Origin of the sequence: Prescottella sp. R16, assembly GCF_030656875.1 — a bacterium.
Taxonomy (GTDB): Bacteria; Actinomycetota; Actinomycetes; order Mycobacteriales; family Mycobacteriaceae; genus Prescottella.
In genome coordinates this window covers 4,488,749-4,515,419 of sequence record NZ_CP130943.1, presented here as the reverse complement: position 1 = coordinate 4,515,419, position 26,671 = coordinate 4,488,749, and the positions used below count along the sequence as shown (strand labels likewise).

Sequence of the window (26,671 nt, the reverse complement as noted above, 5' to 3'; positions counted from 1 at the left end):
CCGATCGGTTGCGAGGTACCTGTACACGGGAGGTACCGGACACCCGCCCGGGGTGGGTCAGGGAGCCGCCGTGAACGTGATCTCGGCGATGCTGGACTGGTTCTTCCCGTCCGCCGTGCTCAGGCCGGTGATCCACACGAGCACGTTCTTGGTGGCACCGTCTGCGGACACCGGGATGTCCGTCACCCCGTCCCGCAGGGTGGCGTTCCCGATCACCCGGGTCTGGTCGAGCGACGTGTTCGGTGCCGGTGCAGTCCGGATCTCCACCTGCGTGTCGGGGGTGGACGACATGATCTGCACGCCCGCCAGTTTCGCGGCCTCCGGCAGCGACACCATCAACCCCACCCCGGACTTGAGCGACGGGAACGGCTGGAAGTACGCGTCGGTGCTCCACGCCGTCGCCGGGTCCCCGTCGATCGCCAGTGGCGCGTTCGCGGCACTGTCCGGGGTGCCCTGCGGCGAGAACACCGACACCGAGGCCGGGGCCACCGTGGTCGTCACCGCGGGTGCGGCCGTGGGGGCTTCGGTCGACGGCGGCGGTGCCACCGCCGTGGTCGTCAGCCCGAAGTTCTGGTCGGTGAGCGGCTCGTCGGAACTGCCGCCGGTGAGCAGGTTCGCCAGCCACCAGCCGATCAGCGCCAGCACCAGCACGGTGAGGGCACCGAGCGACACCAGCGCGATCAGTGTGCGATTCGACTTCTGCTTCTCGGCTGCCACGGCCTCCGGGTCGGCCAGGGCGTGCCCGGAACTACCCGGGGCCCGCTGACCGAGCCGCAGCGCGGGCATGAGATCGGTCTTCTGGTCGACGACCGTGGCCTGGTCCAGGATGTGCTGCACGGTGGCGGCGGTGCGGATACCGCTGTCCCCGCCGAGTGCCCGGGCCGCGACCGCGGAGATCTCGAACGGCACGTCGGGGCGCGCGACCCGGGGCTCGACGGGACGGCCCGACTCGTCCCGGTCGGCGGCCTGCATGCCGGACCCGTCGCCGGCGTCCGGCAGCGGCCAGCGGTCGGTGACGAGGGCGTAGAGCATCGCACCGAGGCCACGGACGTCCGACGTGGGGTCGGCGTCGGACAGGGTGCCCGGGAACGCGAGCACCGCGTCACCGGCCGTGCTGATGCGGATCCGGTCCGGGGCGTCGATCGACAGGGCACTGCCACCACGGTGGGCGGCCTCCGCGGCCGCGGCGAGTGCCCGCACCGCGCGGGCGGCACCGATCGGTGACGGCTCGGTCTCGGCCATCTCCTTCAGTGACCGGCCCGGCGTCCACTCGGCGACGACGATGCCGCCCGAGCTGCCGCGTACCACGTCGAGGACGCGGGCCAGGCCGGGCGAGTTGATCCGGCCCAGGCGCAGGGTCCGCGACAGGATGGCCTGCGGTCCGTCGGGGCCGGTCGCCGCCTGGCCCTCGGCCTGCTGGTCGGCGTCGACGAACGTGAGTGCGACCTCGCGGTCGAGCTTGACGTCGAGGGCCTGCCAGAACTGCAGTCCCCGGGCGCTGCCGTGCGGGGCCAGGAGCCGGTAGCGCCCACCCGCGACGGACGCGCCGGCGATCAGCTGGGGGCCGCGCAGCGGGCGCCGAGGCTCGGTGTCGGGGCCCGAGACCCGGATCGGCGGCAGCTGCGGCGACCCGATCGGGAACACCCCGGTGTCGACGTTCAGGTCGCGGCGGCGAGGACGTTCCGGGATGTCCGACGGCTCCGGGGCGGCCGGGGTGTCGTTCTCGACGGTGGTGCCGGACGGGGTGTCGGCAGTGATGTTGCCGGCGTCGCCGGCCGTACCGGTCTTGTCGTCGGCACCGTCGTCGTCGCTCACACGCGCTCCTTCTATGAACTCGTCGGGTATGTAGTCCTGACCGACGTATGCGCTGCGTCCAGGGTACGGGAGACCGTCCGGTCTATCGATGGACCGCGGCAGGTCCCGGACCACCGGAATCAGCTCGGTCTCCGACTCGTATCCGCGCTGCGTGTCGGACGGTTCGGGGGCGGAGCCGCCGAGTCCCGGGATCCGGCGGCGGACGGCCACCGTGATCGCGAGGATCTCCGGCACCTTCGCGAGCCACAACAGGACGAACGTGACGACCAGCATCAGGGCGCCGGTGACCGCGACCCGGATCATCGCGCCCGGGCCGCCGAAGTTCTCGGACAGCCGGTCGAGGCCGAGGAGGGTGTCGGCCGCGTACATCACGACGGCGCCGGCACCGGACGCGAGCAGCACCACCCACACCGTCTTGCCGACGTTCGCCATCCGCAGGTCGCCGAGGCTGCGGTGCAGCAGGAACCCACCGATGAGCGCTCCGGCGATGAACGAGAGACCGTTCGCGGCACCGAGGAGGACCACCACCTGCTGGTTGTCCGCGGCGACGAGCGGTGTCAGCGCCGACAGCACGATCTTCACACCGGTGATGCCGAGGATGATCCACGTCGGGGTCCACGCCTGTTCGCGGGCGTAGAACACGCGCAGGTGGATCAGCACCAGCGAGTACGGGACGAGTGTGAACGCCGACCAGCTGACGGCCTCGCCGAGCCGTTCGGCGTTGCCGGCACCGAAGTTGCCGTAGCCGTACAGGGCGTGACCGACCTGCGGGCCGGCGAAGGTCAGGAACGTGATGACCGGGATGAGCGCGATCATCGTCAGGCGGGTGGCTACCGACAGGTCGTCGACGACGGCGGGGGTGTCGTCGGCGGCGGCATTGCGGCTGAGCCGCGGCATGATCGCGGTCAGCACGGTGACACCGAGGACGCCGTACGGCAGTTGCAGCAGCAGCCAGGCGTTGTTGTAGATCGCGGGGCCGGCCTCGTCGGCGTGTGCCGACACGCGGGTGGCGAACACCATGCCGACCTGGCTGATCAGTACGTACAGCACGATCGCGATCGCCATGCCGCCGAACTGCTTGAGCCGGTCGTCGAGGCCCCACAGCGGGCGCAGCGAGATCCCCTGCCGGCGGATCGCGGGGATCAGGCTCATCGCCTGGGTGACGACACCGGCCGTGACACCGAGCCCCAGCAGCAACACGTGCGGGTCGCTGATCCGGACCGGGTCGAGCGAGATCTCTCCCGGGAGCAGCCAGTAGGCGGCGAGGATGCCGAGCACGACGAGGTTGTTCAGGACCGGCGCCCACGCACCGGGTTTGAACTCCTGCCGGGTGTTGAGGATCGCGGTGAGCAGTGCCGACAGGCCGTAGAACAGGATCGCGGGCAGCAGCAGGAAACACAGTGCGGTGGCCAGCGCCGTATTGACCTTGCCGTCCGGCGGCAGGAAGAAATAGGTGGTCAGGATCGGTGCCGCAGCGGTCGCCAGCAGCGCGGCGGTACCCAGCAGCGCGAGGGCCGCGGTGAAGAGTCTCCGGACGAACGCCGCCCCCTGATCGGGGTCCTCGCGTTCGGCCCGGACCAGCACCGGCACCACGATCGCGGTGAGCACCGCGCCGAGCACCAGTTCGGAGATCATGTTCGGGATCTGGCTGGCGACGGTGAACGCACTGGCCACGGCGGGGCCGAGCGCGGTCAGCAGCAGCAGTTGCTTGAGGAAGCCGGTGATACGGCTGATCAGCGTCGCGATCGCGATCGATCCGGTGGCCGCGAGCAGGCTCTTCTTCTCCGGTTCGGCCGCCGGGGCCGGTGCCGGTGCGGTGGTGACCGGGGCGGGTCGCGACGGTAGCGGGCGCTGCGGCTGGATCCGGGGCGGCGGCGGGCCGGGCGGTCCGGGGCGCAACCCCGGCGGTGGGCCCATGCGGGGCGGCAGCGGCCGGGGCGGACGCTGTCCCGGTGGCGGCACGGGCCGTGGTGCACCGGGCGGAACGGGGCGGGGGGCACCGGGCGGAACGGGGCGGGGGATGCCCTGGGGTGCGGGCCGCGGGCCACCGGGTGGCAGCGGCCGTCGACCGCCCGGGGGGACGGGGCGGGGGGCGTGCGGCGGCAGCGGTGGCCGGCCGTGAGGCGGCAGTGGACGGTGCGGCGACCGATGGCCCTCGTCGGGAGAGTTCTCGGTCATCGGCGTTCGTATCCTTCGTCGGCTCGGTCGGGCTGGCCTCGGAATCGGTGCCAGAGTCGTCGTCCGGCGAGGAACAGCAGTAGCGCACCAGCGCACGCGGTAATTATCGCCAAAGCTTGGCCGTACGCATTCGATCGAACCGTGACGGATGCCTGTTCACCCAGGTGGTGGCCGCTTTCGGTGGTCAATGAGAAATTCACCACCATGGTGCGGGAGTCGGAGACCTCGGCCGGGACCTGCAAGGATCGGCTGCCGCGCGGCGGCAACTGCTGCGGCCCGATATCGGTGACGTGCATCTCGTCCGGGGCGTCGACCCGCAGGCGTACCGAGATCGCCACGGGCAGATCGTTGCGGGCCACCAGCAGCAGTGGACTCTGCTCGGAGGCGAGGGTGTAGACGCCGCCCGGGGACAGGATGGTGACCGCCCGGAACATGCCGTCCATCGTGGTGGTGACGGCGTGCACGCGGACGGCCGCGGCCTCCTCGGCGGCGGCGACGGACCCGGGGTCCTGGTCGCGGCGCCCGGACAGACTCATCGCCCGCACCAGGTCCTCGCGCAGCGGGGTCAGGAACCGGGTCGGGGTCAGCGGCACCTGCGGGTCGTCGACCAGGGCGGCCGCCATCTCGTCGATGCGCGGGATCTGCGCGGCCACGCCCTGCTCGACGGAGTCGGGGGTCCCGTCGACGATCGCCCGCTGCGGATACGCGAGGGTCGCGTCGGTGGGGGACGCGGGCGGTTGCGCGAGTACCCGGCTCAGCGGGCGCGGTGTCGCGAGACCGGTCCGGAACAGGGTGGAGACCGTCGAGAGGATCGTCGCGGCCTCGTCGCTGCCGGCGGACCACTGCTGCGGCGGCACCACGAGCATCGACCGCTCCCCCGACCGGCTGCCGGGCTTCTGCAGCGCCGACCAGGTCACGGCGCCGAGCGCGTCCTGCAGTCGGGCGGTCCGGGAGTCCCGGTCGAGGTTGTAGCGCGCCCGTTCGGGCACGTACGACGGCGTCTGTGGGTCGGTGCCGACAGCGGCCAGCGCGGCGGCAGCGGACACGTCGAACAGGGTGGCGTCGACGGTGGTGTCGCCGTCGCGGACGAGCGTGACCTTTCCGCTCGTGGTCGCGGACGGTGTTTCGACGGCGTTCGCGGCGAGCACCGTCGTCGTGGACCCGAGCTGCTGCAGCAGGTGGGCGGTGCCGTCGTCGAGGACGCCGGCGTCGGGCCAGGTGACCCCGCGCTGCGACGTCACCCCGAGAACGGCGTCGACGATGTCCGACGGCGACGTCAGGGCGCTCGCGGTGAGGGACGGATCGTTCACCCGGCTCAGCGCGGCGAGGTCGACCTGCGCGAACGGCACCGCGGTGACGCACATCGTGCGGGCCAGGGTGGTGAGCCGGTCGAGCCAGTCGGCGGCGGCGTCGCGTCCGGTCCCGTCCCGGGCCGGCCCGGTCGGGTCCGTGGGATCGTCGACGACCAGGTAGCCGCGGGTCATGTTGCCGACGGTGACGAGCAGGTCGGGGTCGACGGCCAGGCACATGCTGTCGGCGAGCCGCCGGTCCCGGTCCACGTCGGGTCCGGTCGCGTATTCGACGGCGTCGAGGAGCCCGTCGAGCCGGCCGCCCGAGGACAGCGATCGGGCCAGGTCGTCGTCGACGAGCCGCACCTTGTCGCCGACCGAGCCGGGGACACCGGCCGCGAGCCGGGGTTCGTCGGTGAGCGGCCACAGCATCGTGACCGCCAGCGGATTCGACGTGTCGGGGGGGACGGGCGCGGTCGCCGACCCGGACTGCGAGCCCTGCGGCGCCGTCTCGGACGAGCCCGCCGACTGCGGCAACCCGAGTACCGGGAGCAGGAATCGGGCGTCGTCGAGGCGGGCCTGCCCGCCGTACTCGGGGCTGCCGTTGACGTTGACCAGCAGCGGGTAGACGCCGGGTTCGGTGATGTCGAGGGACCAGCCGGCCCGCGACCGCAGCGGCAGCGACAGCGTGAACTGTTTGCGTTCACCGACGTCGAGTTCGGACGCCACCTGGACGAACGGGCCGACGGTGTCGAACGCCCCCTGGTCCAGGTCCAGGGACGTGCGCAGTTCCTCGCTCGCGGAGACCGCGGCCGCCCGCTGCAACCGGACCCCGATGTCGGTGACGGGCCGGTCGCCGACGTTCCGGACGGTGCCGGTGACGGTGACGACCGGGTCGGTGGTGGTGGTGACGGCGGTCGGGGTGACGGCGTCGACGCTCAGTGCCAGGAATTTCGGCTGCCCGCGGGATTTGGTGGCGGGTGCCCGGGTCCCGGCCGTCGTGGGGTCGGTGGTGTCCTGCCCGGTCGTCTGCGCGGACGCGGTGCCGGTCCCGATCGCTGCGACGGCGCTGATCAGCATGAGGACGAGCGTCAGCGCCGTGAGGATCGAGGCACCGGGTCGTCGCCATGCCGGACGCGATGCCACTGTCATTCCGCGCCGGTCCTCCCGACGGGTGAGTGCTCCATGTCCGCGATGAGCTGTCCGGCGATCTCCGCGAGTTTGCGTTCGTCGGCGTACGCGAGGCGGGAGTCCAGTTCGGACAGTGGCACCCAGGCCACCTCGGTGACCTCGATGTCGGCGTCGGACAGTTCCCCGCCGAGGGAACGCATCAGATAGTGGTGCACGGTCTTGTGGACGCGGCGGCCCTCGGTGACGAACCAGTAGTCGATGCTGCCGAGGGAGGCGACGACGGACCCGCGGATGCCGGTCTCCTCGGCGACTTCCCGCATCGCGGTCTGTTCGGCTGTCTCGCCCTGCTCGATGTGCCCCTTGGGGAGGGACCAGAGCAGCCGTCCGCGCCGGTCGGTGCGGCCGATGAGGGCGGCGCACAGTTTGTCGTGGGGCCCGCCGAGACCGTCGACGACCAGTCCTCCGGCGGACGTTTCCCGCACCGTGCGCAGGTGTGGTGCGCCGGAACCCGTGCCGGAACCGCGACGCCGCGAGGAGCGGCGGTTGCGGTTGGAACGTTCGGCGGCGGACACCTCATCGATCGTAGTTGACGCGGCTCGAACTGCCGGATTCCCACGCCAGCGCGATCCGGCCGCTCCCGGGCCTCGGTAAGGTTTGCGGTCGTGAATGCCCCCACCCCCGCCGCCGACCGGCGTGCCCGACTGCTCCGCGGTGCGCACGAGACCTTGAGTGCCCTGTCGGATGTGCTGAATCCGCTCGGTGCGCGTTTCGCCGAGGCCGGGCACGAGCTGTATCTGGTGGGCGGCAGTGTGCGCGACGCCGTGCTGGGCCGCCTCGGCACCGACCTCGACTTCACCACCGACGCGCACCCCGAGCAGGTGCAGCAGATCCTGCGCGGCTGGGCCGACAACCAGTGGGACACCGGCATCGCGTTCGGGACGATCAGTGCCGCGAAGGGCGCCGACCAGATCGAGATCACGACCTACCGCACCGACACGTACGACGGCGTCACCCGCAATCCCGAGGTGCAGTACGGCACGACGCTGGACGAGGATCTGGTCCGTCGCGACTTCACCGTCAACGCGATGGCGGTGCGGGTCGACGGCAGCGGCACGTTCGAGTTCGTCGACCCGTTGAACGGTATGGACGCGCTCCTCGCGGGCGTCCTCGACACCCCCGCGGCGCCGGAGATCTCGTTCAACGACGACCCGCTGCGGATGCTGCGCGCGTGCCGCTTCGTCTCGCAGCTCGGGTTCACCCTCGCCCCGCGCGTGCAACAGGCGATCGTGGAGATGTCCGGACAGATCGAGCGGATCACCGCCGAGCGGGTGCACACCGAGCTCGACAAGCTGATCCTCGGCGAGTTCCCGATCGACGGTGTCGACGTGATGTGCGAGACGGGGCTCGCGGCGCACGTGATCCCGGAGATCCCGCAGCTGAAGCTCGAGATCGACGAGCACCACCAGCACAAGGACGTGTACTGGCATTCGCTGACGGTGCTCAAGCAGGCCATCGACCTCGAGGACGGCGACCCGGACCTGGTGCTGCGCTGGGCGGCGCTGCTGCACGACATCGGGAAGCCGGACACCAAGCGCAACGAGCCGGGCGGCGGCGTCAGCTTCCACCACCACGAGGTGGTCGGCGCGAAGATGGTGCGCAAGCGGATGCGGGCGCTCAAGTATTCCAAGCAGATGGTCGACGACGTGGGCCAGCTGGTGTTCCTGCACCTGCGTTTCCACGGCTACGGCGAGGGCCAGTGGACCGATTCGGCGGTCCGTCGTTACGTCACCGACGCCGGTGACCTGCTGCCCCGGCTGCACAAGCTGGTCCGCGCGGACTGCACCACCCGCAACAAGCGACGTGCGGCGAAGCTGCAGGCCACCTACGACGACCTCGAGAGGCGGATCGCCCGGATCGCCGAGCAGGAGGATCTGGCGCGGGTGCGCCCGGACCTCGACGGCAACGCGATCATGGAACTGCTCGGGATCCCGGCCGGACCGCAGGTCGGCAAGGCCTGGAAGTTCCTCAAGGAGCTGCGCCTGGACCGCGGCCCGCTCGAGCGGGACGAGGCCGAGGCGGCACTGCTGGCGTGGTGGGCGGAACAGCCGAAGTAGCCGTATCTGCGACACGGATCCGTTGAACCTTCCGTATCCACGGACCTAGACTCCGTGAATGCCCGAAATTCGGATCCGCGACGCAGCCCAGTTGCTGGGCGTCAGCGACGACACCGTCCGCCGGTGGGTCGACGCCGGCACCCTCGACGCCCACAAGGACGACACCGGCAGGATGGTGGTCGACGGCCGGCAGCTCGCCGAGTTCGCCCGGGTCAACGCCACCCGCACCCCGGAGGATCCACTGGGCGTGGGTAGTTCGGCGCGCAACCGGTTCCCCGGTCTGGTGACCCGAGTGGTCGTCGACGGGGTGATGGCGCAGGTCGAGATGCAGTGCGGCCCGTTCGTCGTCGTGTCACTGATGAGCGCCGACGCCGCCCGCGAGCTCGCGCTCGAACCGGGCAGCGTCACGGTCGCCGTCGTGAAGGCGACGACGGTGATCGTGGAGACTCCGGGAGCGGTCGCGTGAGGCGGTTGCGGGCGGTCACGGCCGGGATCGCCGCGGCGACGGTCCTGCTGCTGTCCGGATGCGGCGGCAGCTCCCCCGACGAGGCGGCGGCATCCACCACCGACACCGTTGCCGAACAGCAGCTCACGGTGTTCGCCGCGGCATCGTTGCAGTCGACGTTCACCGAACTGGGGCGCCGGTTCGAGGAGCAGAATCCGGGCACCACCGTCACCTTCTCGTTCGGGGGCTCGTCGTCGCTGGTCACCCAACTCGACCAGGGTGCGCACGGCGACGTGTTCGCGTCCGCGGACACCGCGAACATGACCAAGGCGGTGCAGGCCGGTCTGCCCGCGGCCGCCCCGGTGAACTTCGCGACCAACATCCTCACCATCGCGGTGCCGCCCGGTAATCCCGCGCACGTCACGTCGTTCGCCGATCTGGCGCGCCCCGACGTGAAGGTCGTGGTGTGCGCCCCGCAGGTGCCGTGCGGGACCTCCGCCCAGAAGATCGAGGACGCCACCGGGGTCGGGCTGTCACCGGTCAGTGAGGAGTCGTCGGTGACCGACGTCCTCGGCAAGGTCGTCACGGGGCAGGCCGATGCCGGCCTGGTGTACGTCACCGACGCCGCCGGTGCGGGCGGCAAGGTCGAGGCGGTGCCGTTCCCGGAGGCCGAGCGAGTGGTCAACACCTACCCGATCGCGGTGCTGAAGGAATCCGAGAACGCAGACACGGCTGGGCGTTTCGTGGCGTTCGTACTCGGCAAGGAGGGCCGTCAGGTGCTGTCCGACGCGGGGTTCGGGGCGCCGTGACCGACCGGTCGACGGGACGGACCCCGGCCGGGCTGCCCGGCTGGGTGTTCGTGCCCGCGACCGTGGGCGGGCTGCTCGTGGTGCTGCCCCTCGCCGCGATGCTCGCCGGTGTCGACTGGGCGCACTTCGTTCCCCTCGTCACTTCCGAATCATCCCGTGCCGCACTGTGGTTGAGCCTGAAGACGGCGTCGGCGAGCACGCTGTTGTGCCTGCTGCTGGGGGTGCCGATGGCGCTCGTGTCGGCCCGCTGCCACTTCCCCGGACTCGCCGCGCTGCGGTCCCTGGTCCTGCTGCCGTTGGTGCTGCCGCCCGTCGTCGGGGGACTCGCGCTGCTGTACACGTTCGGGCGGCACGGCCTGATCGGCCGGCACCTCGAGGCCGCCGGAATCCAGATCGCGTTCTCCACGACGGCGGTCGTGCTCGCGCAGACGTTCGTGGCACTGCCGTTCCTGGTGATCAGTCTCGAGGGGGCCCTGCGCACGGCCGGGCGCCGCTACGAGGCCGTCGCCGCCACCCTCGGCGCGCGGCCCACGACGGTGTTGCGGAGGGTGACGCTGCCGCTCGTGCTACCGGGGGTGATCTCCGGTGCGGTGCTGGCGTTCGCGCGGGCACTCGGCGAATTCGGTGCCACCCTCACGTTCGCGGGCAGCCTGCAGGGAGTGACCCGGACGCTGCCGCTGGAGATCTACCTGCAGCGGGAAATCGATCCGGACGCCGCCGTCGCGCTGTCGCTGGTACTGGTGGTGGTGGCCGTCGTGATCGTCGTCGGGGTGCGGTCCCGGCGTCCGGCAGGTGCCCTGTGACCGGCCTCGACGTGTCCGCCCGTATCGAATTACGCGGCGTGGACGTGGATTTCACGGTCGAGTCCGGTGAGGTTCTCGCCGTCCTGGGGCCGAACGGGGCCGGCAAGTCGACACTCCTCGACGTCGTCGCCGGGCTGCTCCTCCCGGACGTCGGCCGGGTCGTCCTCGACGGCCACGTTCTCACCGACACGGCGGAAAATGTTGCGGTGCCGCCGCATCGGCGATCGGTGGGACTGCTGGCGCAGGAGCCGCTGATGTTCCCGCACCTGACGGTGCGGGAGAACGTGGCGTTCGGCCCGCGCAGCGCGGGCCGGGGCCGAACCGAATCGTATGCGGCCGCGGACCGGTGGCTGGCGGAGGTCGACGCGACCGATCTGGCCGGACGCCGTCCCCGGAAACTGTCCGGCGGGCAGGCTCAGCGGGTGTCGGTGGCGCGGGCCCTCGCCGCCGAACCGGCCCTGCTGCTGCTCGACGAACCGATGGCCGCCCTCGACGTCGCGGCCGCCCCCACGATCCGGGCCCTGCTGCGACGGGTGCTGCGCGAGCACGGCCGGACCGCGGTCGTCGTCACCCACGACGTCCTCGACGCGTTGGCGCTCGCCGACCGCGCGATCGTCGTCGACGGGGGACGCATCGTCGAGGAGGGCCCCGTGGACCGGGTGCTGGCACGTCCCCGCAGCACCTTCGCGGCCCGCATCGCCGGCGTCAACCTGCTCGCCGGACGGTTCGACGGCGATCGACTGCACACGGTGGCCGGTCCGGTGCGCGGTGTCGTGGACGCGTCGTACCCGGTCGGCGACGACGCGGTCGCAGTGTTCGCCCCCACCGCGGTGGCGGTGTACCGGACGCGCCCGGACGGTAGCCCGCGCAATGTGTTCCCGGTGCGCATCGCCGAGGTCACCGGCCGTGGCGGTGCGGTGCGGGTGCGGGCCGACGACCATCCCGACGGCTCCCCCGGCCTGGTCGCCGACGTGACCGCCGGCGCGGTCGCCGATCTCGACCTCGTCCCGGGCGCCGACGTGTTCTTCGTCGTCAAGGCCACCGAGGTCGCCGTCTACGCGGCCGGTGCGGCCCACGTCCCGCCGGGTGACGGCCTGTAGTCGTCTCCCCTTGTGGCCGAATGTCACATGCGTTCAGTCCGACTGAACCGGTGTGACATTCGGCCACAAGGGAGGCCCCGGAAAACAGGGCCCACGAGTTGTCCACAAGGGGGAACAACCTGTGGATAACCGGGTGTCGGGCGGGGTGTCGGGGGCCGAGGGTGCCGTAACGTCCGGGCGGGTGGGACGTCACGGGTGAGGGGGACGACATGGCCGAGGTGTGGGTCGATGCGGAGCTGCTGGCCGCGGCGGCACGGACGGTCGGTGCGGCAGGCAAGGATATCGATACTGCGAAACCTGCTGACGTACAGGTGGGTTCGATGCTCGACGGTGCGTCGGTGGTGGATGCGTGCGATACCGGCTCGCGGGCGACGGGACGGGTCGTGGAGGTGGTCGCGGAGCTGCTGCACAGCTGGTCGGGGCTCGCGCAGCAGGCGGCGGACGACTACATCCGCACGGACGAGGCGGCGGCGTCCCTGCTGTTCGCGGCGGGTGATCCGCGGTGAGCGTGCCCACCGTGTCGCGGGCGCGGGCATGGACACCGTCCGGGCTGGCCCGGCAGGCCGACGAGTGGCGCCGGTGCGGTGACGTCCTCGACGGGGAACTGGCGGTGGCGTTCCGGGCCGTCGACGGCACCCGGGACCACTGGGGCGGTGACGCCGCCGAGAGTGCCCGCCGCCGCGGCGAGGAGATCCGCGGTCTGGGAGTCCGGGCGGTGTCGGTGCTGGGGTCGGCCGCCGATGCCGCGCACGGTGCTGTTCCCCGGCTCGAGCGCACCCGGGCCGAGGTGTTGTCCGCCGCCGGCGACGCGCAGGCCGCCGGGTTCGATGTGGGCGACGACGGCGAGGTGGCCCCGTCGGCGGCGATGACGGCGGTGTTGTCCTCGACGTTCGGGTTCGCCGGGGCCCGTGCGTTCGGTGTGCTCGCGCAGCGGGCGGTGCAGCACGGCGCCGTGCTCCGGGCGGCGCTCGGTGCCCTCGGCGCGGCCGACGAGGCGGCCCGGTCCGCGGTCGCGTCGGCGTTCGCGCTGTTGCCCCGCGACGGTCGGGGCGCGGTGTGGGACGGTGTGGTGCCGGTACCGTTGCCGCCGCCGCGGGACGCGTCCGCGGCGGAGAACCGGCGCTGGTGGGACGCGCTCACACCCGGGCAGCAGCGCGGCATACCGGCCGACGACGTCGGGAGCCGGGACGGGGTGCCCGCCGACGCCCGGCACCGGGCGAACCTGGATCGGTTGCCGGTGGTGCGGGACGAGCTGATGGGTATTCAGAAGTCGTTGGCCGACAGCATTGTCCGCCTCGACGGCAGTGGGGCGCAGGTGGCGTACCGGCGGCTGGCGGACGTCACCGACCGGATCGCCGACCTGGACGCCGTGGCGGGTGCGGTCCGTGATCATCCGGACCGGCGGTTGCTGCTGCTCGACGCCTACTCCGGGGCGCAGGTGCGGGCCGCGGTGGCCGTCGGTGATCCCGATACCGCCGATCATGTCGCGGTGACGACGCCGGGTATGAACACGACGGTCCGATCGAGTCTCGGTTCGATGGTGGACGAGGCGTCGCTGCTGCGGGAGGAAGCATCGAACCAGTTGCGGGACAACGGCAGTGACGACACTGTCGCCACGATCGCGTGGATCGGCTACGATCCGCCGCGGACCGCCGGGAATCTCACCGACGTCGCCACGGGCGGTGTCGCGGTGGCGTCGGCGTCCCGGGCCCGGGACGGGGGCCGGGATCTGGCCCGGTTCTACGACGGTCTCGGTGCCGCGCACACCGGGTCCGATCCGCACGTCACCGCGATCGGGCACTCGTACGGGTCGGTCACCACCGGTCTCGCGCTCCGCGAACCCGGCCGGCACCCGGTCGACGACGTGGTGGTGTACGGCTCCCCCGGCCTCGTCGGTACCCGTTCCCCGGCCGATCTGGGGCTCGGGCCCGGCCGCCTGTACGAGATGACCGCGGACGGTGACGTGGTCGCCCGGCTGGGACGGTTCGGTCCGCGTCCGGACACGGTGGACGGTGTCGTGCACCTGTCCACGGCGGCCACCGTCGTCGACGGCACGGAGCGGGCCGGGGCGTCCGGGCACAGCGAGTACGCGCGCCCGGACGCCGGCGGCCGGCTGCGGACCAGCGGCTACAACCTGGCCGCCGTCGTCGCGGGACTGCCCGGCAACGTGGTGCTCGTCGACGGCGGTACACCGGTACCGGCGAATTCGGTTGCGCCGTGACGGAACCGCACGCCGTCCCGTTGCGTCCACACCGGTATGGGCGCACTCGAGTACTGGTTCGGGACGGGGGACGGCGAGATCACCACGTGGTCGTCGGTGGCCGACGTCGATGTCACAGATGACGGGGTGTTCGACGCGGTCCGGCTCGATTTCGACGGCGACGGTCTGCTCGACGACGTGATGTGGGACAGCGACGGGGACGGTCGGGCGGACCGGGTGGTGCTCGATCTCGACGGCGCGGGGGAACGGTGGTTCGCCGACCCGGACGGCCGCGGCGTGTGGGCCCGCGAGGTGGATCAGGCGCCGGCACCACCGATTCCGCCTCAGCAGGCTCCACCTCCGGAGCCGTCGGTGTGGCGCAGTGTCGATTCCGACGGCGACGGTCGCGACGACACGATCCTGGTGGCCGGGGACGATCCGGCACGGATGTCGATGCGGCTCAGCGACACCGACGGTGACGGCCGGCTCGATACGGTTCTGGGCGAGCCGTGACGGTCGCTGCCGGGTCGGTCACCGCGCGGTGCGGCGACCGTTGGCGGTGACCGCGAGCAGACCGGCCGTGTAGATGCCGGCGCCGGCGAGGACGAGGCCGAGCGAGTGCCCGTCGGGGGCGACGACGGCGGCGCCGGCGGCGATCGCCGCGCAGAACGCGATGTTGAAGACGGTGTCCTGCAGGGCGAACACCTGGCCGCGGCGGTCGTCGTCGATCTCGATCTGCATCGCGGCGTCACCGGTGAGTTTGATGCTCTGGCCGGCGAATCCGAGGAGGAACGCGCCGGCCAGCAGCAGCGGCTGGGTCAGGGACGCGACGAAGAGTATCTGGACCAGGACCGCGAACACGAGGGCGGTCACCACTGTCCGGGAGCGGCCGAGTCGCGGGATCAGCCACGGGGTGGCGAGCGCGGCGAGCAGCATGCCGGCGGCGGTCGCGCCGACTGCGACACCGAATCCGGCGAGGCCGGCGGGCAGTCCGGAGTCGGTGGCAGGGGTCCGCAACACCAGCACCATGATGAGGGTGTCGATCCCGAAAACGACACGGTGGACGCCGATTCCGATCATCACGGTCGTCACCCCGGGTTTCTCCCACACCGCACCCGCACCCGTGCGCAGCCCCGACAGGACCGCGGCGGCCGTGCCTTTCGGCTGGTCGTCGGCGGGGCCGAGGGAGCGTCGGGCGAACCCGCGGACCGCCGCGGCCGCGACGACCGATCCGATCGCACCGACGGCGACGGCGACACCGGATCCCAGATCGCCGGCGCCGACGATGCCGATGACGGTGACGGCGGTGGTGGCGCCGAGGGCCGAGAACGCCGACCCCACGGTGGCGAGGACGGAGTTGGTCGGCACCAGCCAGCTCGTCCGGACCACGTGCGGCAGTGACGCCGACGCCCCGGCGAGCACGAACCGGCTCACCCCGATCGCCGTGAGTGCCAACACCAGCAGCGGTCCTTCGCCGGCCCCCGAGATCAGCAGGGTGGCGATGACGAGGATGAGACTGCCGCGCAGCAGATTCGCCCACAGCAGCACCGCACGCCGGTCCCACCGGTCGAGGAGGGCGCCGGCGAACGGTCCGATCACCGAGTACGGCAGCAACAGCACCGCGAATCCGGCGGCGATGGCGAGCGGCTCGGTTTCGCGTTCCGGGTTGAACAGGATCGCGCCACCGAGCGCGGCCTGGAACAGGCCGTCACCGAACTGGCTCGCGAACCGGACCGTCGTGAGCCGGGCCAGCCCCGGCGAGTGGCGCAGTGTCGTGGCGGCTGCTGCCGCCGTATCGCGAACCGAATCCCATCTGCGCACGCAACCGACCCTAACGGGCCGCCGGTACCTCGCTGCGCCACCACCGGACGGTGGTGGCAGCGGCCTCGTCGAGTGGCGTCGCGGTGAGGCCGAGCAGGTGTTCGCTGCGGCTCGAGTCCATCACGTAGGGCGCCTCGAACTGGTACAGCGTTTCGGCGAGTTCCCGGGTGGGGCGGTGCACCGCACCGACCGCGCGCAACAGCGGGCCGGGGATCGTGCCGACCGTCGGGGCCGGGATCCCGGCGGCCTCCGCGAACGCCGCCACCAGTTGCCGCTGCGTCACGGCGGGGCCGGTGGGGGCGTGCAGGACGCTGTTCCACCGGCTCGGATCGTGGGCGGCGGTGATCATCGCCGCCGCCAGATCCGGCACGTACGTGAACGAGTGCACCGCATCGGCCCGGCCGAGGACACGAATTGTCCTGCCGCGCAGAATATTCGGCACCATTCGCTCCCCCGCGTGTGCCGTCCGGGCGTGTGGACCGAAGAAGTCCGACGCCACGACGGACACCGTGTCCGCGGGATGCGCGGCGCGGGCCGCGAGCAGCCGGGTGCGGACCCCGAGCTTCCCGGTGGCCGCGGTCCGGGGGCTGTCCTCGGTCATCGGGCCGTCCGGTCGGCCGTACGAGTAGAGGCTCTCCGGGAACACGGCCACGGCGCCGATCCGGCGGGCGGCGTCCATCACCACCTGTTCGGCGGCGGGCAATTCCCGCGCCCAGACGCGGGCGTCGTAGGCGGAACCGTGGATGCAGTGGAAGACGGCGGACGCGCCCGCGAGGGCGGGGGCGAGAGCCGCGGGGTCGGAGATGTCCACTCGCCGCCGTTCGATCCGGGGATGCTCCGGCCCGCTACCGGACCGGGTGAGGATGCGGACGTCGTGGCCGGCGTCGGCCAGCTGCTGTGCGACGGTCCGGCCGACCGGTCCGGCACCGGTGACGACCTGCAGTTTCGGCATGGTGTGCTCGCTTTCTCTCCGGCGATCCGATGAACCGAGAGCGGTGCTCTCTCTTTCGAGGATGCGCCGCGCCGGAGGTGGTGTCAAGAGCGGTGCTCTCATTTGTTGACAGTGCTCTCGGATCTGGGCAGGGTGGACGCCATGACCACGACACCCCGCGAACGCGCCCGGGAACGGACGCTCGCCGAGATCACCCGCATCGGACGCGAGCACCTGGCCACACACGGGGCGGCGGCGCTGTCGCTGCGCGCGGTCGCCCGCGATCTGGGGGTCGTGTCGTCGGCGGTGTACCGGTACGTCGCGAGCCGCGACGACCTGCTCACCTTGCTGGTCGTCGACGCCTACGACGAGCTCGGCGCCGAGGTGGACGCCGCCCTCGAGGGACTGCCGGCCGACGACCATCGGGGACGTCTGCACGCCCTCGCGCGGGCCGTCCGCGGGTGGGCGGTGCGCGAAACCGCCCGCTACGCACTGCTGTTCGGCAGTCCTGTCCCCGGCTATCACGCGCCCGCCGAACGCACGACCGGCCCCGGCACCCGGGTGGTCGTGGCACTCGTCGGCATCGTCGAGGACGCGTACCGGGCGGGGGCCCTCACCCCGGCGGAGTCGCCCGTCGGCCCGGTCCTGTCCGCGGACCTCGACCGGATCCGCGCCGACATGGGGCTGACCGTCCCCGGCCCGGTACTCGCGAACGGGGTGGCGGCGTGGGCGGCCCTGTTCGGTGCGGTGAACTTCGAGGTGTTCGGGCAGTACGGCCCGGACACGTTCACCGATCCCGCGATGCTGTTCGAGCATCAGCTGACCGTGCTGGACCGGATCGTCGGGCTGGGGTGACGCACCGACCACACCGAGACGTCCCCGAATCACACCTCCCGTCTCGGCGGTGTCGGTGGAATGATGACCGAATGGCGCATTCGGAGGATCCGGAGGACCGGACGGCATCGGCGCATCCCACGGTGCGTCCGGGAAGTCTGCTGCTGGCGTCCACGGAGTTGTTCGAGCCGACGTTCCGGCGCACCGTCGTCTACGTGATCGAACACAACGATGCGGGCAGTCTCGGGGTCGTGGTCAACCAGATCAGCGAGACGTCGGTGCAGGAGATCCTGCCGCAGTGGGCGGACCTGGCGTCCGATCCGAAGGCGATCCACGTGGGCGGCCCGGTGACACGGGAGGCGGCGCTGTGCCTGGCGACGCTGAAGGTCGGCGCCGACATCACCGAGGTCGCGGGTCTGCGCCGTGTCGACGGCCGTGTCGTGATCGTCGATCTCGACGCCGACCCCGCGCCGATCGCCCCGCTCGTGGACGGGCTACGGATCTTCGCCGGCTATGCCGGGTGGACGTTCGGTCAACTCGATGCCGAGATCGGGAACGGTGACTGGATCGTGTTGTCCGCGTTGCCGTCCGATGTGATCAGTCCGCCCCGCACCGATGTGTGGGGGCGGGTGCTGCGCCGTCAACCGCTGCCGATGGCCCTACTGGCGACGCATCCGATCGATGTCGACCTGAACTGATGACGAACCTGCCTCAGAGTCTGATGTGTCGGAGCCCTACTGCTGCTCGTCGCGCCTGGTAGCGAACCCGGTTCAAGCGGGCGCCCGGTAGCGGCACGCCCACGCGGGCGGCGATATCTTCGACGACGTCGTCGAGGACGCGATCGTCCGTGGCGACGTGCTCTGCGAACCGTGCCGATTCCAGAGCGGTGACGCAGCGGTCGATCTGCGCCATTGCCCAGGTCTCGTCCCGGCCCACCGCACGTCCCAACCAATAGCCGCTGCGTGTCCGCAGTCGGCGGCGCAGAGTATCGGGTGAGGCAGTCAGCGTGAAGTGCCGCACCGCGATGCCCGCTCCTGCCAGGCCGGACATGATCTCGTCGAAGTAGTCCGGATCCACGAGTGTCATCGGCACGATCACCGGCCCGTCGTGCGCTGCCACAGCGTCGGCGAGCGTCGCGACCACCGCCGTCCGCCACTGAGGCCGGTCCTGGAAGTCGCCGCGCGCCGACGCCGGGAGCATCCGGTGGATCCCGAACCCGATGAGTTCGGGATCGGCGACGTGCGCCCCGGCCACACGTCGATGCAACTCGAATGCCGTCTGAGTCTTTCCCGCGCCGAACGCGCCGTTGATCCACACCAGCATGGCATCGAGCCTAGTTCGGTGCGTCGGGTCCGTTCAGTGTGCGAAGTGCTGTGCCGTCGAGTGGACCGCGACACCGTCCGCACGCAGATGCTCGCAGACCGCGACGATGTCGTCGAACAGCAGTCGCGCGAGGTCGGCGCTGAACCCTTCGCGGACCACGATGCGCAGCACCGCGACGTCTTCGGCGTCGGCGGGCATCGTGTAGGCGGGCACCTGCCAGCCGCGGGAGCGGAGTTCGTGGGAGATGTCGAAGACGGTGTAGCCGGGGTCGCCGTCGAGTTCGAACGCGAGGACGGGGACGGCGGTGCCGTCGCTGATGATGCGGAAGTCCCCCTGCTCGGACAGCTTGCCGCTCAACCACTGTGCGGTGCCGCGCAGTGACGTCATGATGCCGCGGTAGCCCTCGCGGCCGAGGCGCAGGAAGTTGTAGTACTGGCCCACGATCTGGTTGCCGGGCCGCGAGAAGTTGAGTGTGAACGTGGGCATGTCGCCGCCGAGATAGTTCACCCGGAACACCAGGTCGTCGGGTAGGTGTTCGCGGTCTCGCCACAGCACGAACCCGATACCGGGGTACGTGAGCCCGTACTTGTGGCCGCTCACGTTGATCGATACCACCCGTGGAATCCTGAAGTCCCACAACAGGTGTGGGTCGAGGAACGGCACCACGAATCCGCCGCTCGCGGCGTCCACGTGCAGCGGGACGTCCGGTCCGCCACCGGCCGCCACGTCGTCGAGTGCGCGGGCGATCTGCTCGACCGGCTCGAGTTCGCCGGTGTACGTGGTGCCGAGAATGGCGACGACTCCGATGGTGTGCTCGTCGACCGCGGCCGTCACCTGCTCGGGGGTGATCACATAGCGGCCCGGCTCCATCGGCAGGTACACCGGTTCGACGTCGAAGTAGCGGCAGAACTTCTCCCACACCACTTGGACATTGCTGCCCAGCACCAGTTTCGGGGTGGACGCGTCCAGTCCGGCCCGTTGCCGGGCCTGCCGCCACCGCCACTTGAGGGCGAGGCCGGCGAGCATGACGGCCTCGCTCGACCCGATCGTCGACACCCCCGTCGCCGACGCCGGATCGTCCTCGGACAGATCGGGCGCATGGAACAGGGCGGCCACCATGTTGACGCATCGTTGTTCGATCGCGGACGTCGCCGGGTACTCGTCCTTGTCGATGAGGTTCTTGTCGAACGTCTCGGCCATCAGTTCCCCGGCCTCGGGGTCCATCCAGGTCGTCACGAATGTCGCGAGGTTGAGCCGGGAGCTGCCGTCGAGCATCAGTTCGTCGTGGATGAACCGGGCGGCGGCCCGCGGCTCCATCGGCTCGTCGGGCAGGCGCAGCGCCGGAACCGGATTCGTTGCGAGCCGGCCCGTGTACGCGGGGGCGATGACGCCCCGCGGCTCCTCGTGGTGATGTCTGCTCACGTGTGCCTCCGACGGTCGCGACAGCCCCTCCCACCCGAGGACGCTACTGCGGCGACGCGGTGCGCGACAGGAGTTGGGTCAGGACGTGACCGGTTCGGGATCGGTGCGCTTGGCGTACCGCTGGGCGAGGGCCGCGCACACGATCAGCTGGATCTGATGGAAGATCATCAGTGGCAGCACGATCAGACCGACGGGCTGACCGGCGAACAGCACCGACGCCATCGGCAGGCCCGTGGCGAGGCTCTTCTTCGATCCGCAGAAGACGATGACGATCCGGTCGGGCAGCGAGAACCCGAGCTTCCTACCGGCGAACGCGGTCACCCCCAGGACGACCGCGAGGATCAGGCAGCAGACCGCCACCACCGCGGCGACCTCGAGCACCGTCACGGTGCTCCAGATGTGTTCGTTCATCGATTCGCTGAACGCCGAGAACACCACGAGCAGGATCGACCCGCGGTCGACGAGCTTGGTCGGCTCCGCGTACTTCTGCAGCCAGTCGATGACGAGCGGGCGAATCAGTTGGCCGACCATGAACGGCAGCAGTAGCTGCAGGACGATGTCGATCACCGAGGTGAAGTCGACGGTGGCCTCACCGGTGGTGTTCATCAGCAGGATCACCAGCAGCGGGGTGACGAACACGCCCACGAGGTTGGAGAACGACGCGCTGACGATGGCGCCGGCGACGTTGCCGCGGGCGATCGAGGTGAACGCGATCGACGACTGCACCGTGGACGGCACGAGGCACAGGTACAGGATGCCGGTGTACATCTCGTCGGTGATCACGGTGGGCACCAGGATGCGCAGGGCCAGGCCGATCAGCGGGAACAGCACGAACGTGGCCGCGAACACCACCGAGTGCAGGCGCCAGTGCTTGAGGCCCTGCAGTGCCTCGGCCGGCGACAGGCGTGCGCCGTAGAGCAGGAACAGGAAGCCGATCGCGATCTTGGTGGCCCAGTCGAGGACCGTCTGGCCGCTGCCGGATACGGGGAACAGGCTTCCGAGGACGGCGACCACGATGATCGACAATATGAATCCGTCGATGTAGAACCTGCTCAGAAACTTCACCGCTCAACGGTATACGGGACGCTGTAATCGTTGAAGTCGTTCAATGCGTTAACTGTGAACGTGGAACGTGATAAGCAGGTGGGGTGTTCGATCCGGTTCTCCTGCGCACGTTCCTCACCGTCGAGCAGACGGGCGGGTTCACGGCGGCCGCCCGCCGGCTCGGGCTGCGCCAGTCCACTGTCAGCGGTCACGTCGCGCGGCTCGAGAAGGCGGCCGGACGCGTGCTGTTGGACCGGGACACGCACACCGTCGAACTCACCGCCGACGGCACCGCGATGGTCGGGTTCGCCCGCACGATCCTCGACGCCCACGAGCGGGCGAGCCGGCACTTCGCCGGTTCGACACTCACCGGGCGGCTGCGGTTCGGGGCCGCGGAGGACCTCGTCGCGAAGGGTTTGCCGCAGATCCTGCGGGACTTCCGGCGCACGCATCCGCTGATCGACCTGCAGCTCACGGTGGGTTTGAGCCGGACGGTGCACGAGCAGTTGCGGTCCGGGGAGCTGGATCTGGCGTTCGTGATGCGCCGGCCCGGCGAGACCCACGGCGAGTTGGTGCGGCGGGACCGGCTGGTGTGGGCCGGGACGGCCGATTCGCGGTGGGATCCGACGTCCCCGGTGCCGCTGGTGGCCTATCCGCCGCCGAGCATCACGCGGGCGTGTGCGCTCGGCGCGCTCGAGGCGGCCCGCCTGCCCAGCCGGATCACGTGCCAGGCGAACAGCCGGGCGGGTCTTCGGGCCGCGGTGCTCGCCGGGCTGGGCGTCATCGTGCACGCCCAGTCGCTGCTGCCGACCGAACTGGTTCCCGTCGGGGACCGTCTGAGCCTGCCCGATCCGGGGGACGTCGAGTTCGTGCTCCTCGGCCGGACCAGCGTCCCCAGCGGCCCGGAGGCCGCCCTCATGGACGCGATCCGGGCCGCCGCCCCGTGAGTGGCGAGGGGCAGGGACTCGGCACCTCCCGACTCGTCAACCCCGTACGGGGCGGGCGTCGGCGAGTGTGTTCAGGGCCCCGGCGATCTCCTCGGCCTTCGGGGTGGTGACGGTGAGCCGGTCGCCGCTCGCGAACGTGAGGACGACGGCCGGGCCGGTGCGGGTGACGACGCCGTAGTTGCCGCGGCCCTTGATCTTGAGGCCCCAGCCGCCGAAGTCCTGGAACGGGCGTACGTGCTCCACCTTCGCGCTCTCGAGTTCGTCGACGCCGTACTCGACGGCCGGCATGGCCAGGTTCTTGACGCGGATGCCGTCGGCGTCGACGACGAGCCGGAACTGCAGCACCACCACCGCCAGCAGCACGACCGGCAGATACACGCCCAGCGGCCACCAGGCGTCCGCGAGCCAGCACACCAGGGCGGCGGGGGCGGCCAGGACCAGGGCGGTCGCGGCCAGACCGCCGGCGCTCATCCCGACCTCGTCGGTGACGGGCAGTTCGACGTGTCCGCGCGGCAGGTCCGCCGGCGGCGGCTCGGTGGCGGGGACCCGGACCCGATGGTCGCGCAGCAGCGCAGCCCCGAACAGGCCGACGACGGTGCCGATCAGCAGACCGGTCACGAGGCCCTCGGCGGACAGGGTGGCGTCGGATGCGTCGACGAGGCCGCGTTGACCGAGGATCATCGTGAATTCGCCGGCGACGATCAGCCCGGTGACGGCGAGCCCGACCAGCAGCATGAGCCGGCGCATCATCAGCTGCGCCTGTGCGAGCGCCGCGATCGCGCAGCAGCCGCCGCCGACGAGCGCCACGATCGCGGCCACCGACCACGCGCTCGCGGTCGGGCTCATGAAACTGGTGGGGGTGCCGCCGGACCACTGTGTCGCGATCTGCTCGGGCAGCTGCGGCAGTAGCGCGTACGTCGCGACGACGCCGGACGCGGCCGCCAGCAGTGGGAGGACGATGCCGAAGACGACACCGGCCGGGTCGACGACGCGGGGCGCGGTTGTGGGGGTGCTCACACCCGCCGATTCAAGCAGAGACGACCGGTCAGGCCGGACCGCACATCCCCTGCAGGCTGCACGATCCGCACGACGTGCCGCAGCCGCTGGTGTCCGGGAGTGCGCCTGCGGCCTTGGAGCCGAGCGCACCGCCGGCTGCGGCGACGAACAGGGCCGCGGCGAGCACGAAGACGGTGGCGATCACACCGGCCACGGTGGGCAGCACGAACGTGGCGATACCGCCGATGACCAGCACCGCAGCGGCGCCGAGCAGGCTCGGGGAGGCCACCTTGTTGGCGAGCGCGAACGTCTCGTCGTCACGCAGCGACTCCGGGGTGCGGATACCCAGCCAGCGGTTGCGCGAGAGCTTGCCGGTCAGGCCGGCGACACCGAGGGCGCCGAGACCGAGCGCGGCGACGAACAGGAGCACAGCAACAATGACCACGCGTCCACGATAAGCCTCGCGGCGACGCACGTGTGTTCCTGGGTCTTCTCCGATCTCCCCCGATCTTCCCTGGTGTCCGTCGCGGCCGACCAGGCTTTACCCTGGTTGACGGAATTCCCGTCGTCCGAGTAGATAGCGATCATCGTGACCGAGCCAGTGCAGCAGACCCCCGCCCCCGACGACTCGACGCCGCAGCACCGCTACACCGCGGACCTCGCCGGCCGCATCGAGAAGCGCTGGCAGGACCTGTGGAGCGAGCGCGGCACGTTCGACGCCCCCAACCCGGTGGGTGCGCTGAAGGGCGACGTGCCCGCCGACAAGCTGTTCGTGCAGGACATGTTCCCGTACCCGTCGGGCTCGGGCCTGCACGTGGGGCATCCGCTCGGCTACATCGCCACCGACGTGTACGCCCGCTACCACCGCATGCAGGGCCACAACGTGCTGCACACCCTCGGCTACGACGCGTTCGGTCTGCCGGCCGAGCAGTACGCGGTGCAGACGGGCACGCATCCGCGCACCACCACCGAGGCGAACATCGCGAACATGCAGCGTCAGCTGCGCCGCCTGGGGCTGGGTCACGACACGCGTCGTTCGATCGCCACCACCGACGTCGACTTCTACCACTGGACGCAGTGGATCTTCCTGCAGATCTACAACGCCTGGTACGACACGGAGGCCGGCAAGGCGCGTCGTATCTCCGAACTCGAGGCCGAATTCGCTTCGGGTGAGCGCACCCTCGACGACGGCCGCGAGTGGGCGTCGCTGGACGCCGTCGCGCGTGCCGCGGTGCTGGACTCGTATCGCCTGGTCTACCACTCGGATTCGATGGTCAACTGGTGCCCCGGCCTGGGCACCGTGCTGGCCAACGAGGAGGTCACCGCGGACGGCCGCTCCGAGCGCGGCAACTTCCCGGTGTTCCGGAAGCACCTGCAGCAGTGGATGATGCGGATCACCGCCTACTCCGACCGGCTCGTCGACGACCTCGAGTACCTGGACTGGCCGGAGAAGGTCAAGTCCATGCAGCGCAACTGGATCGGGCGTTCGCACGGCGCGCAGGTCACGTTCGATGCCGACGGCCACGCCATCGAGGTGTTCACGACCCGCCCGGACACCCTGTTCGGCGCCTCCTACGTCACGCTGGCCCCCGAGCACGAGCTGGTCGACCAGCTGGTGGCGGCACAGTGGCCCGACGGTGTCGACCCCCGCTGGACCGGTGGCGCGGCCACCCCGGCCGAGGCCGTCGCGGCGTACCGGGCGTCGATCTCCGCCAAGAGCGATCTCGAGCGCCAGGAGAACAAGGAGAAGACCGGCGTCTTCCTCGGCGCGTACGCCGTCAACCCGGTCAACGGGCAGAAGCTGCCGGTGTTCATCGCCGACTACGTGCTCACCGGCTACGGCACCGGCGCCATCATGGCCGTGCCCGCCCACGACCAGCGCGACTGGGAGTTCGCGACCGCGTTCGGTCTCGACATCGTCGAGGTCATCAAGGGTGGCGCCGACCTGTCCGAGGCCGCGTACACCGGTGACGGCCCGCTGATCAACTCCGACTACCTGGACGGCCTGGACGTCGCCGACGCCAAGAAGGCCGTCATCGCACGGCTCGAGGCGGACGGTGTCGGCACGGGCACCATCCAGTACAAGCTGCGCGACTGGCTGTTCGCGCGTCAGCGCTACTGGGGCGAGCCGTTCCCGATCGTCTACGGCGCCGACGGGGTCGCGCATCCGCTTCCGGAATCGGCTCTGCCGGTGGAACTTCCGGAGGTCGAGGACTACGCGCCGGTGTCGTTCGACCCGGACGACGCCTCGTCCGAGCCGTCTCCCCCGCTCGCGAAGGCCGCCGACTGGGTGAACGTCGAACTCGATCTCGGTGACGGGCTGCAGACCTACCGCCGCGACACCAACGTGATGCCGCAGTGGGCGGGCAGCTCGTGGTACCAGCTGCGCTACATCGACCCCACCAACAGCGAACAGTTCGTCGCCCCCGAGAACGAGGCCTACTGGACCGGTCCGCGCCCGGACATCCACGGCCCCAACGATCCCGGCGGCGTCGACCTGTACGTCGGCGGTGTCGAGCACGCGGTGCTGCACCTGCTGTACTCGCGGTTCTGGCACAAGGTGCTGTTCGACCTGGGCTACGTCAGCTCGTCCGAGCCGTACCGTCGCCTGTTCAACCAGGGCTACATCCAGGCGTACGCGTACACCGACGACCGCGGCGTCTACGTGCCGGCGGCCGAGGTCACCGAAGAGAACGGCAAGTTCTGGTTCGAGGGCGCCGAGGTGCACCGCGAGTACGGAAAGATGGGCAAGAGCCTCAAGAATTCCGTTGCGCCCGACGAAATCTGCGACGAGTTCGGTGCCGACACCCTCCGCGTCTACGAGATGGCGATGGGCCCGCTGGACACCTCCCGCCCGTGGGCCACGAAGGACGTCATCGGTGCGCACCGCTTCCTGCAGCGGGCGTGGCGTGTCGTCGTCGACGAGGAGACCGGTAACCTGCGCGTCACCGACGCCGAGCCGTCCGAGGACACGCTGCGGGCCCTGCACAAGACGATCGCCGGTGTCGCCGAGGACTACGCGGCCCTGCGCGACAACACCGCCGTCGCCAAGCTGATCGAGTACACCAACCACCTCACCAAGGCGTACCCCGACGGGGCGCCGCGCTCGGTGGTCGAACCGCTCGTCCTCATGCTCGGCCCCGTCGCCCCACACCTCGCCGAGGAACTGTGGTCGCGGCTCGGCCACACCGAATCCCTCGCCCACGGCCCGTTCCCGGCCGCCGACGAGAAATGGCTGGTCGAGGACACCGTCGAGTACCCCATCCAGGTCAACGGCAAGGTCCGCAGCCGCATCAACGTCGCCGCCGACGCGGCCCGCGAGGACATCGAGAAGGTCGCCCTCGCCGACGAGAAGATCGTTGCGCTGCTCGACGGCAAGGATCCCCGCAAGGTGATCGTCGTGCCCGGCAAGATGGTCAACGTCGTCCTCTAGCCGCAACAGCTGAAGGGTCCCTTCGTACGCTGCGAG

22 protein-coding genes are annotated in these 26,671 nt (G+C 70.8%); 12 read left to right on the top strand and 10 right to left on the bottom strand.

Annotation, left to right across the window (positions count from 1 at the left end; all coding sequences use genetic code 11):
* Nucleotides 1-57: 57 nt before the first annotated feature.
* The 3 genes from Q5696_RS21120 to Q5696_RS21110 all read right to left on the bottom strand — a co-directional run bounded on the left by Q5696_RS21120 (nucleotide 58) and on the right by Q5696_RS21110 (nucleotide 6,985).
* Nucleotides 58-3,732 carry a lipid II flippase MurJ gene (locus Q5696_RS21120; RefSeq protein ID WP_370654955.1) on the bottom strand — a complete coding sequence of 1,225 codons (3,675 nt, stop codon included), beginning with the start codon at nucleotides 3,730-3,732 and terminating at the stop codon, nucleotides 58-60.
* A 257-nt stretch (nucleotides 3,733-3,989) separates the two neighbouring features.
* On the bottom strand, nucleotides 3,990-6,434 hold the full coding sequence (locus Q5696_RS21115; RefSeq protein ID WP_305093193.1) for a DUF6049 family protein: 2,445 nt from the start codon (nucleotides 6,432-6,434) through the stop codon (nucleotides 3,990-3,992).
* Complete coding sequence (locus tag Q5696_RS21110) at nucleotides 6,431-6,985, bottom strand: NUDIX hydrolase (RefSeq protein ID WP_305093192.1); 555 nt, start codon at nucleotides 6,983-6,985, stop codon at nucleotides 6,431-6,433. The genes Q5696_RS21115 and Q5696_RS21110 overlap by 4 nt, the downstream gene beginning before the upstream one ends.
* 90 nt (nucleotides 6,986-7,075) lie before the next feature.
* On the opposite strand from Q5696_RS21110, the gene Q5696_RS21105 reads away from it, so the two are divergent.
* The 8 genes from Q5696_RS21105 (at nucleotide 7,076) to Q5696_RS21070 (ending at nucleotide 14,397) form a co-directional block, all read left to right on the top strand.
* Nucleotides 7,076-8,527 carry a CCA tRNA nucleotidyltransferase gene (locus Q5696_RS21105; RefSeq protein ID WP_305093191.1) on the top strand — a complete coding sequence of 484 codons (1,452 nt, stop codon included), beginning with the start codon at nucleotides 7,076-7,078 and terminating at the stop codon, nucleotides 8,525-8,527.
* 58 nt (nucleotides 8,528-8,585) lie between these two features.
* Entirely contained in the window at nucleotides 8,586-8,993 is a 408-nt protein-coding gene (locus Q5696_RS21100) for a TOBE domain-containing protein (RefSeq protein WP_305093190.1), read from the top strand.
* Nucleotides 8,990-9,781 carry a molybdate ABC transporter substrate-binding protein gene (gene modA, locus Q5696_RS21095; RefSeq protein WP_305093189.1) on the top strand — a complete coding sequence of 264 codons (792 nt, stop codon included), beginning with the start codon at nucleotides 8,990-8,992 and terminating at the stop codon, nucleotides 9,779-9,781. Before Q5696_RS21100 ends, modA begins: the two co-directional genes overlap by 4 nt.
* Nucleotides 9,778-10,584 (top strand): ABC transporter permease, encoded by an 807-nt coding sequence (locus tag Q5696_RS21090; RefSeq protein ID WP_305093188.1) that lies wholly within the window; start codon nucleotides 9,778-9,780, stop codon nucleotides 10,582-10,584. Before modA ends, Q5696_RS21090 begins: the two co-directional genes overlap by 4 nt.
* Nucleotides 10,581-11,684 (top strand): sulfate/molybdate ABC transporter ATP-binding protein, encoded by a 1,104-nt coding sequence (locus Q5696_RS21085; RefSeq protein WP_305093187.1) that lies wholly within the window; start codon nucleotides 10,581-10,583, stop codon nucleotides 11,682-11,684. Before Q5696_RS21090 ends, Q5696_RS21085 begins: the two co-directional genes overlap by 4 nt.
* A 209-nt stretch (nucleotides 11,685-11,893) precedes the next feature.
* Complete coding sequence (locus tag Q5696_RS21080) at nucleotides 11,894-12,190, top strand: hypothetical protein (protein WP_305093186.1); 297 nt, start codon at nucleotides 11,894-11,896, stop codon at nucleotides 12,188-12,190.
* Nucleotides 12,187-13,905: an alpha/beta hydrolase gene (locus Q5696_RS21075; RefSeq protein WP_305093185.1), complete on the top strand. Its 1,719-nt coding sequence runs from the start codon at nucleotides 12,187-12,189 to the stop codon at nucleotides 13,903-13,905. Before Q5696_RS21080 ends, Q5696_RS21075 begins: the two co-directional genes overlap by 4 nt.
* Nucleotides 13,906-13,941: 36 nt before the next feature.
* Nucleotides 13,942-14,397: a hypothetical protein gene (locus Q5696_RS21070; RefSeq protein WP_305093184.1), complete on the top strand. Its 456-nt coding sequence runs from the start codon at nucleotides 13,942-13,944 to the stop codon at nucleotides 14,395-14,397.
* 18 nt (nucleotides 14,398-14,415) lie between these two features.
* Here Q5696_RS21070 and Q5696_RS21065 read toward each other — a convergent pair whose 3' ends face one another.
* Together Q5696_RS21065 and Q5696_RS21060 are read right to left on the bottom strand one after the other, a co-directional pair.
* A complete protein-coding gene (locus Q5696_RS21065) occupies nucleotides 14,416-15,705 on the bottom strand; it encodes an MFS transporter (protein ID WP_305093183.1) in 1,290 nt (429 codons plus the stop codon).
* Between the two features lie 10 nt (nucleotides 15,706-15,715).
* Complete coding sequence (locus Q5696_RS21060) at nucleotides 15,716-16,657, bottom strand: NAD-dependent epimerase/dehydratase family protein (RefSeq protein WP_305093182.1); 942 nt, start codon at nucleotides 16,655-16,657, stop codon at nucleotides 15,716-15,718.
* A 141-nt stretch (nucleotides 16,658-16,798) separates the two neighbouring features.
* On the opposite strand from Q5696_RS21060, the gene Q5696_RS21055 reads away from it, so the two are divergent.
* Together Q5696_RS21055 and Q5696_RS21050 are read left to right on the top strand one after the other, a co-directional pair.
* Nucleotides 16,799-17,491, top strand: a complete 693-nt coding sequence (locus Q5696_RS21055) for a TetR/AcrR family transcriptional regulator (protein ID WP_305093181.1) — start codon at nucleotides 16,799-16,801, stop codon at nucleotides 17,489-17,491.
* 71 nt (nucleotides 17,492-17,562) lie between these two features.
* Entirely contained in the window at nucleotides 17,563-18,168 is a 606-nt protein-coding gene (locus Q5696_RS21050) for a YqgE/AlgH family protein (RefSeq protein WP_305093180.1), read from the top strand.
* 13 nt (nucleotides 18,169-18,181) lie between these two features.
* Here the strand turns inward: Q5696_RS21050 and Q5696_RS21045 are convergent, their stop codons facing one another.
* From Q5696_RS21045 to Q5696_RS21035, 3 genes are all read right to left on the bottom strand, one after another.
* Nucleotides 18,182-18,793 carry an AAA family ATPase gene (locus tag Q5696_RS21045; protein ID WP_305093179.1) on the bottom strand — a complete coding sequence of 204 codons (612 nt, stop codon included), beginning with the start codon at nucleotides 18,791-18,793 and terminating at the stop codon, nucleotides 18,182-18,184.
* Between the two features lie 33 nt (nucleotides 18,794-18,826).
* Nucleotides 18,827-20,215, bottom strand: a complete 1,389-nt coding sequence (gad, locus tag Q5696_RS21040) for a glutamate decarboxylase (RefSeq protein WP_305093178.1) — start codon at nucleotides 20,213-20,215, stop codon at nucleotides 18,827-18,829.
* A 78-nt stretch (nucleotides 20,216-20,293) separates the two neighbouring features.
* A complete protein-coding gene (locus Q5696_RS21035) occupies nucleotides 20,294-21,280 on the bottom strand; it encodes a bile acid:sodium symporter family protein (RefSeq protein WP_305093177.1) in 987 nt (328 codons plus the stop codon).
* A gap of 83 nt (nucleotides 21,281-21,363) precedes the next feature.
* Between Q5696_RS21035 and Q5696_RS21030 the strand changes: the two genes are divergently transcribed.
* Nucleotides 21,364-22,206, top strand: coding sequence for a LysR family transcriptional regulator (locus Q5696_RS21030; RefSeq protein ID WP_305093176.1), 843 nt, complete (start codon nucleotides 21,364-21,366; stop codon nucleotides 22,204-22,206).
* Nucleotides 22,207-22,242: 36 nt separating this feature from the next.
* Here the strand turns inward: Q5696_RS21030 and Q5696_RS21025 are convergent, their stop codons facing one another.
* The gene (locus Q5696_RS21025) at nucleotides 22,243-23,223 is read right to left on the bottom strand and encodes a DUF1648 domain-containing protein (protein WP_305093175.1); all 981 of its coding nucleotides are present in this window, start codon (nucleotides 23,221-23,223) and stop codon (nucleotides 22,243-22,245) included.
* Between the two features lie 28 nt (nucleotides 23,224-23,251).
* Entirely contained in the window at nucleotides 23,252-23,647 is a 396-nt protein-coding gene (locus Q5696_RS21020; RefSeq protein ID WP_305093174.1) for an SdpI family protein, read from the bottom strand.
* A gap of 144 nt (nucleotides 23,648-23,791) precedes the next feature.
* Between Q5696_RS21020 and leuS the strand changes: the two genes are divergently transcribed.
* On the top strand, nucleotides 23,792-26,635 hold the full coding sequence (gene leuS / locus Q5696_RS21015) for a leucine--tRNA ligase (protein ID WP_305093173.1): 2,844 nt from the start codon (nucleotides 23,792-23,794) through the stop codon (nucleotides 26,633-26,635).
* The last annotated feature ends 36 nt before the right edge of the window (nucleotides 26,636-26,671 follow it).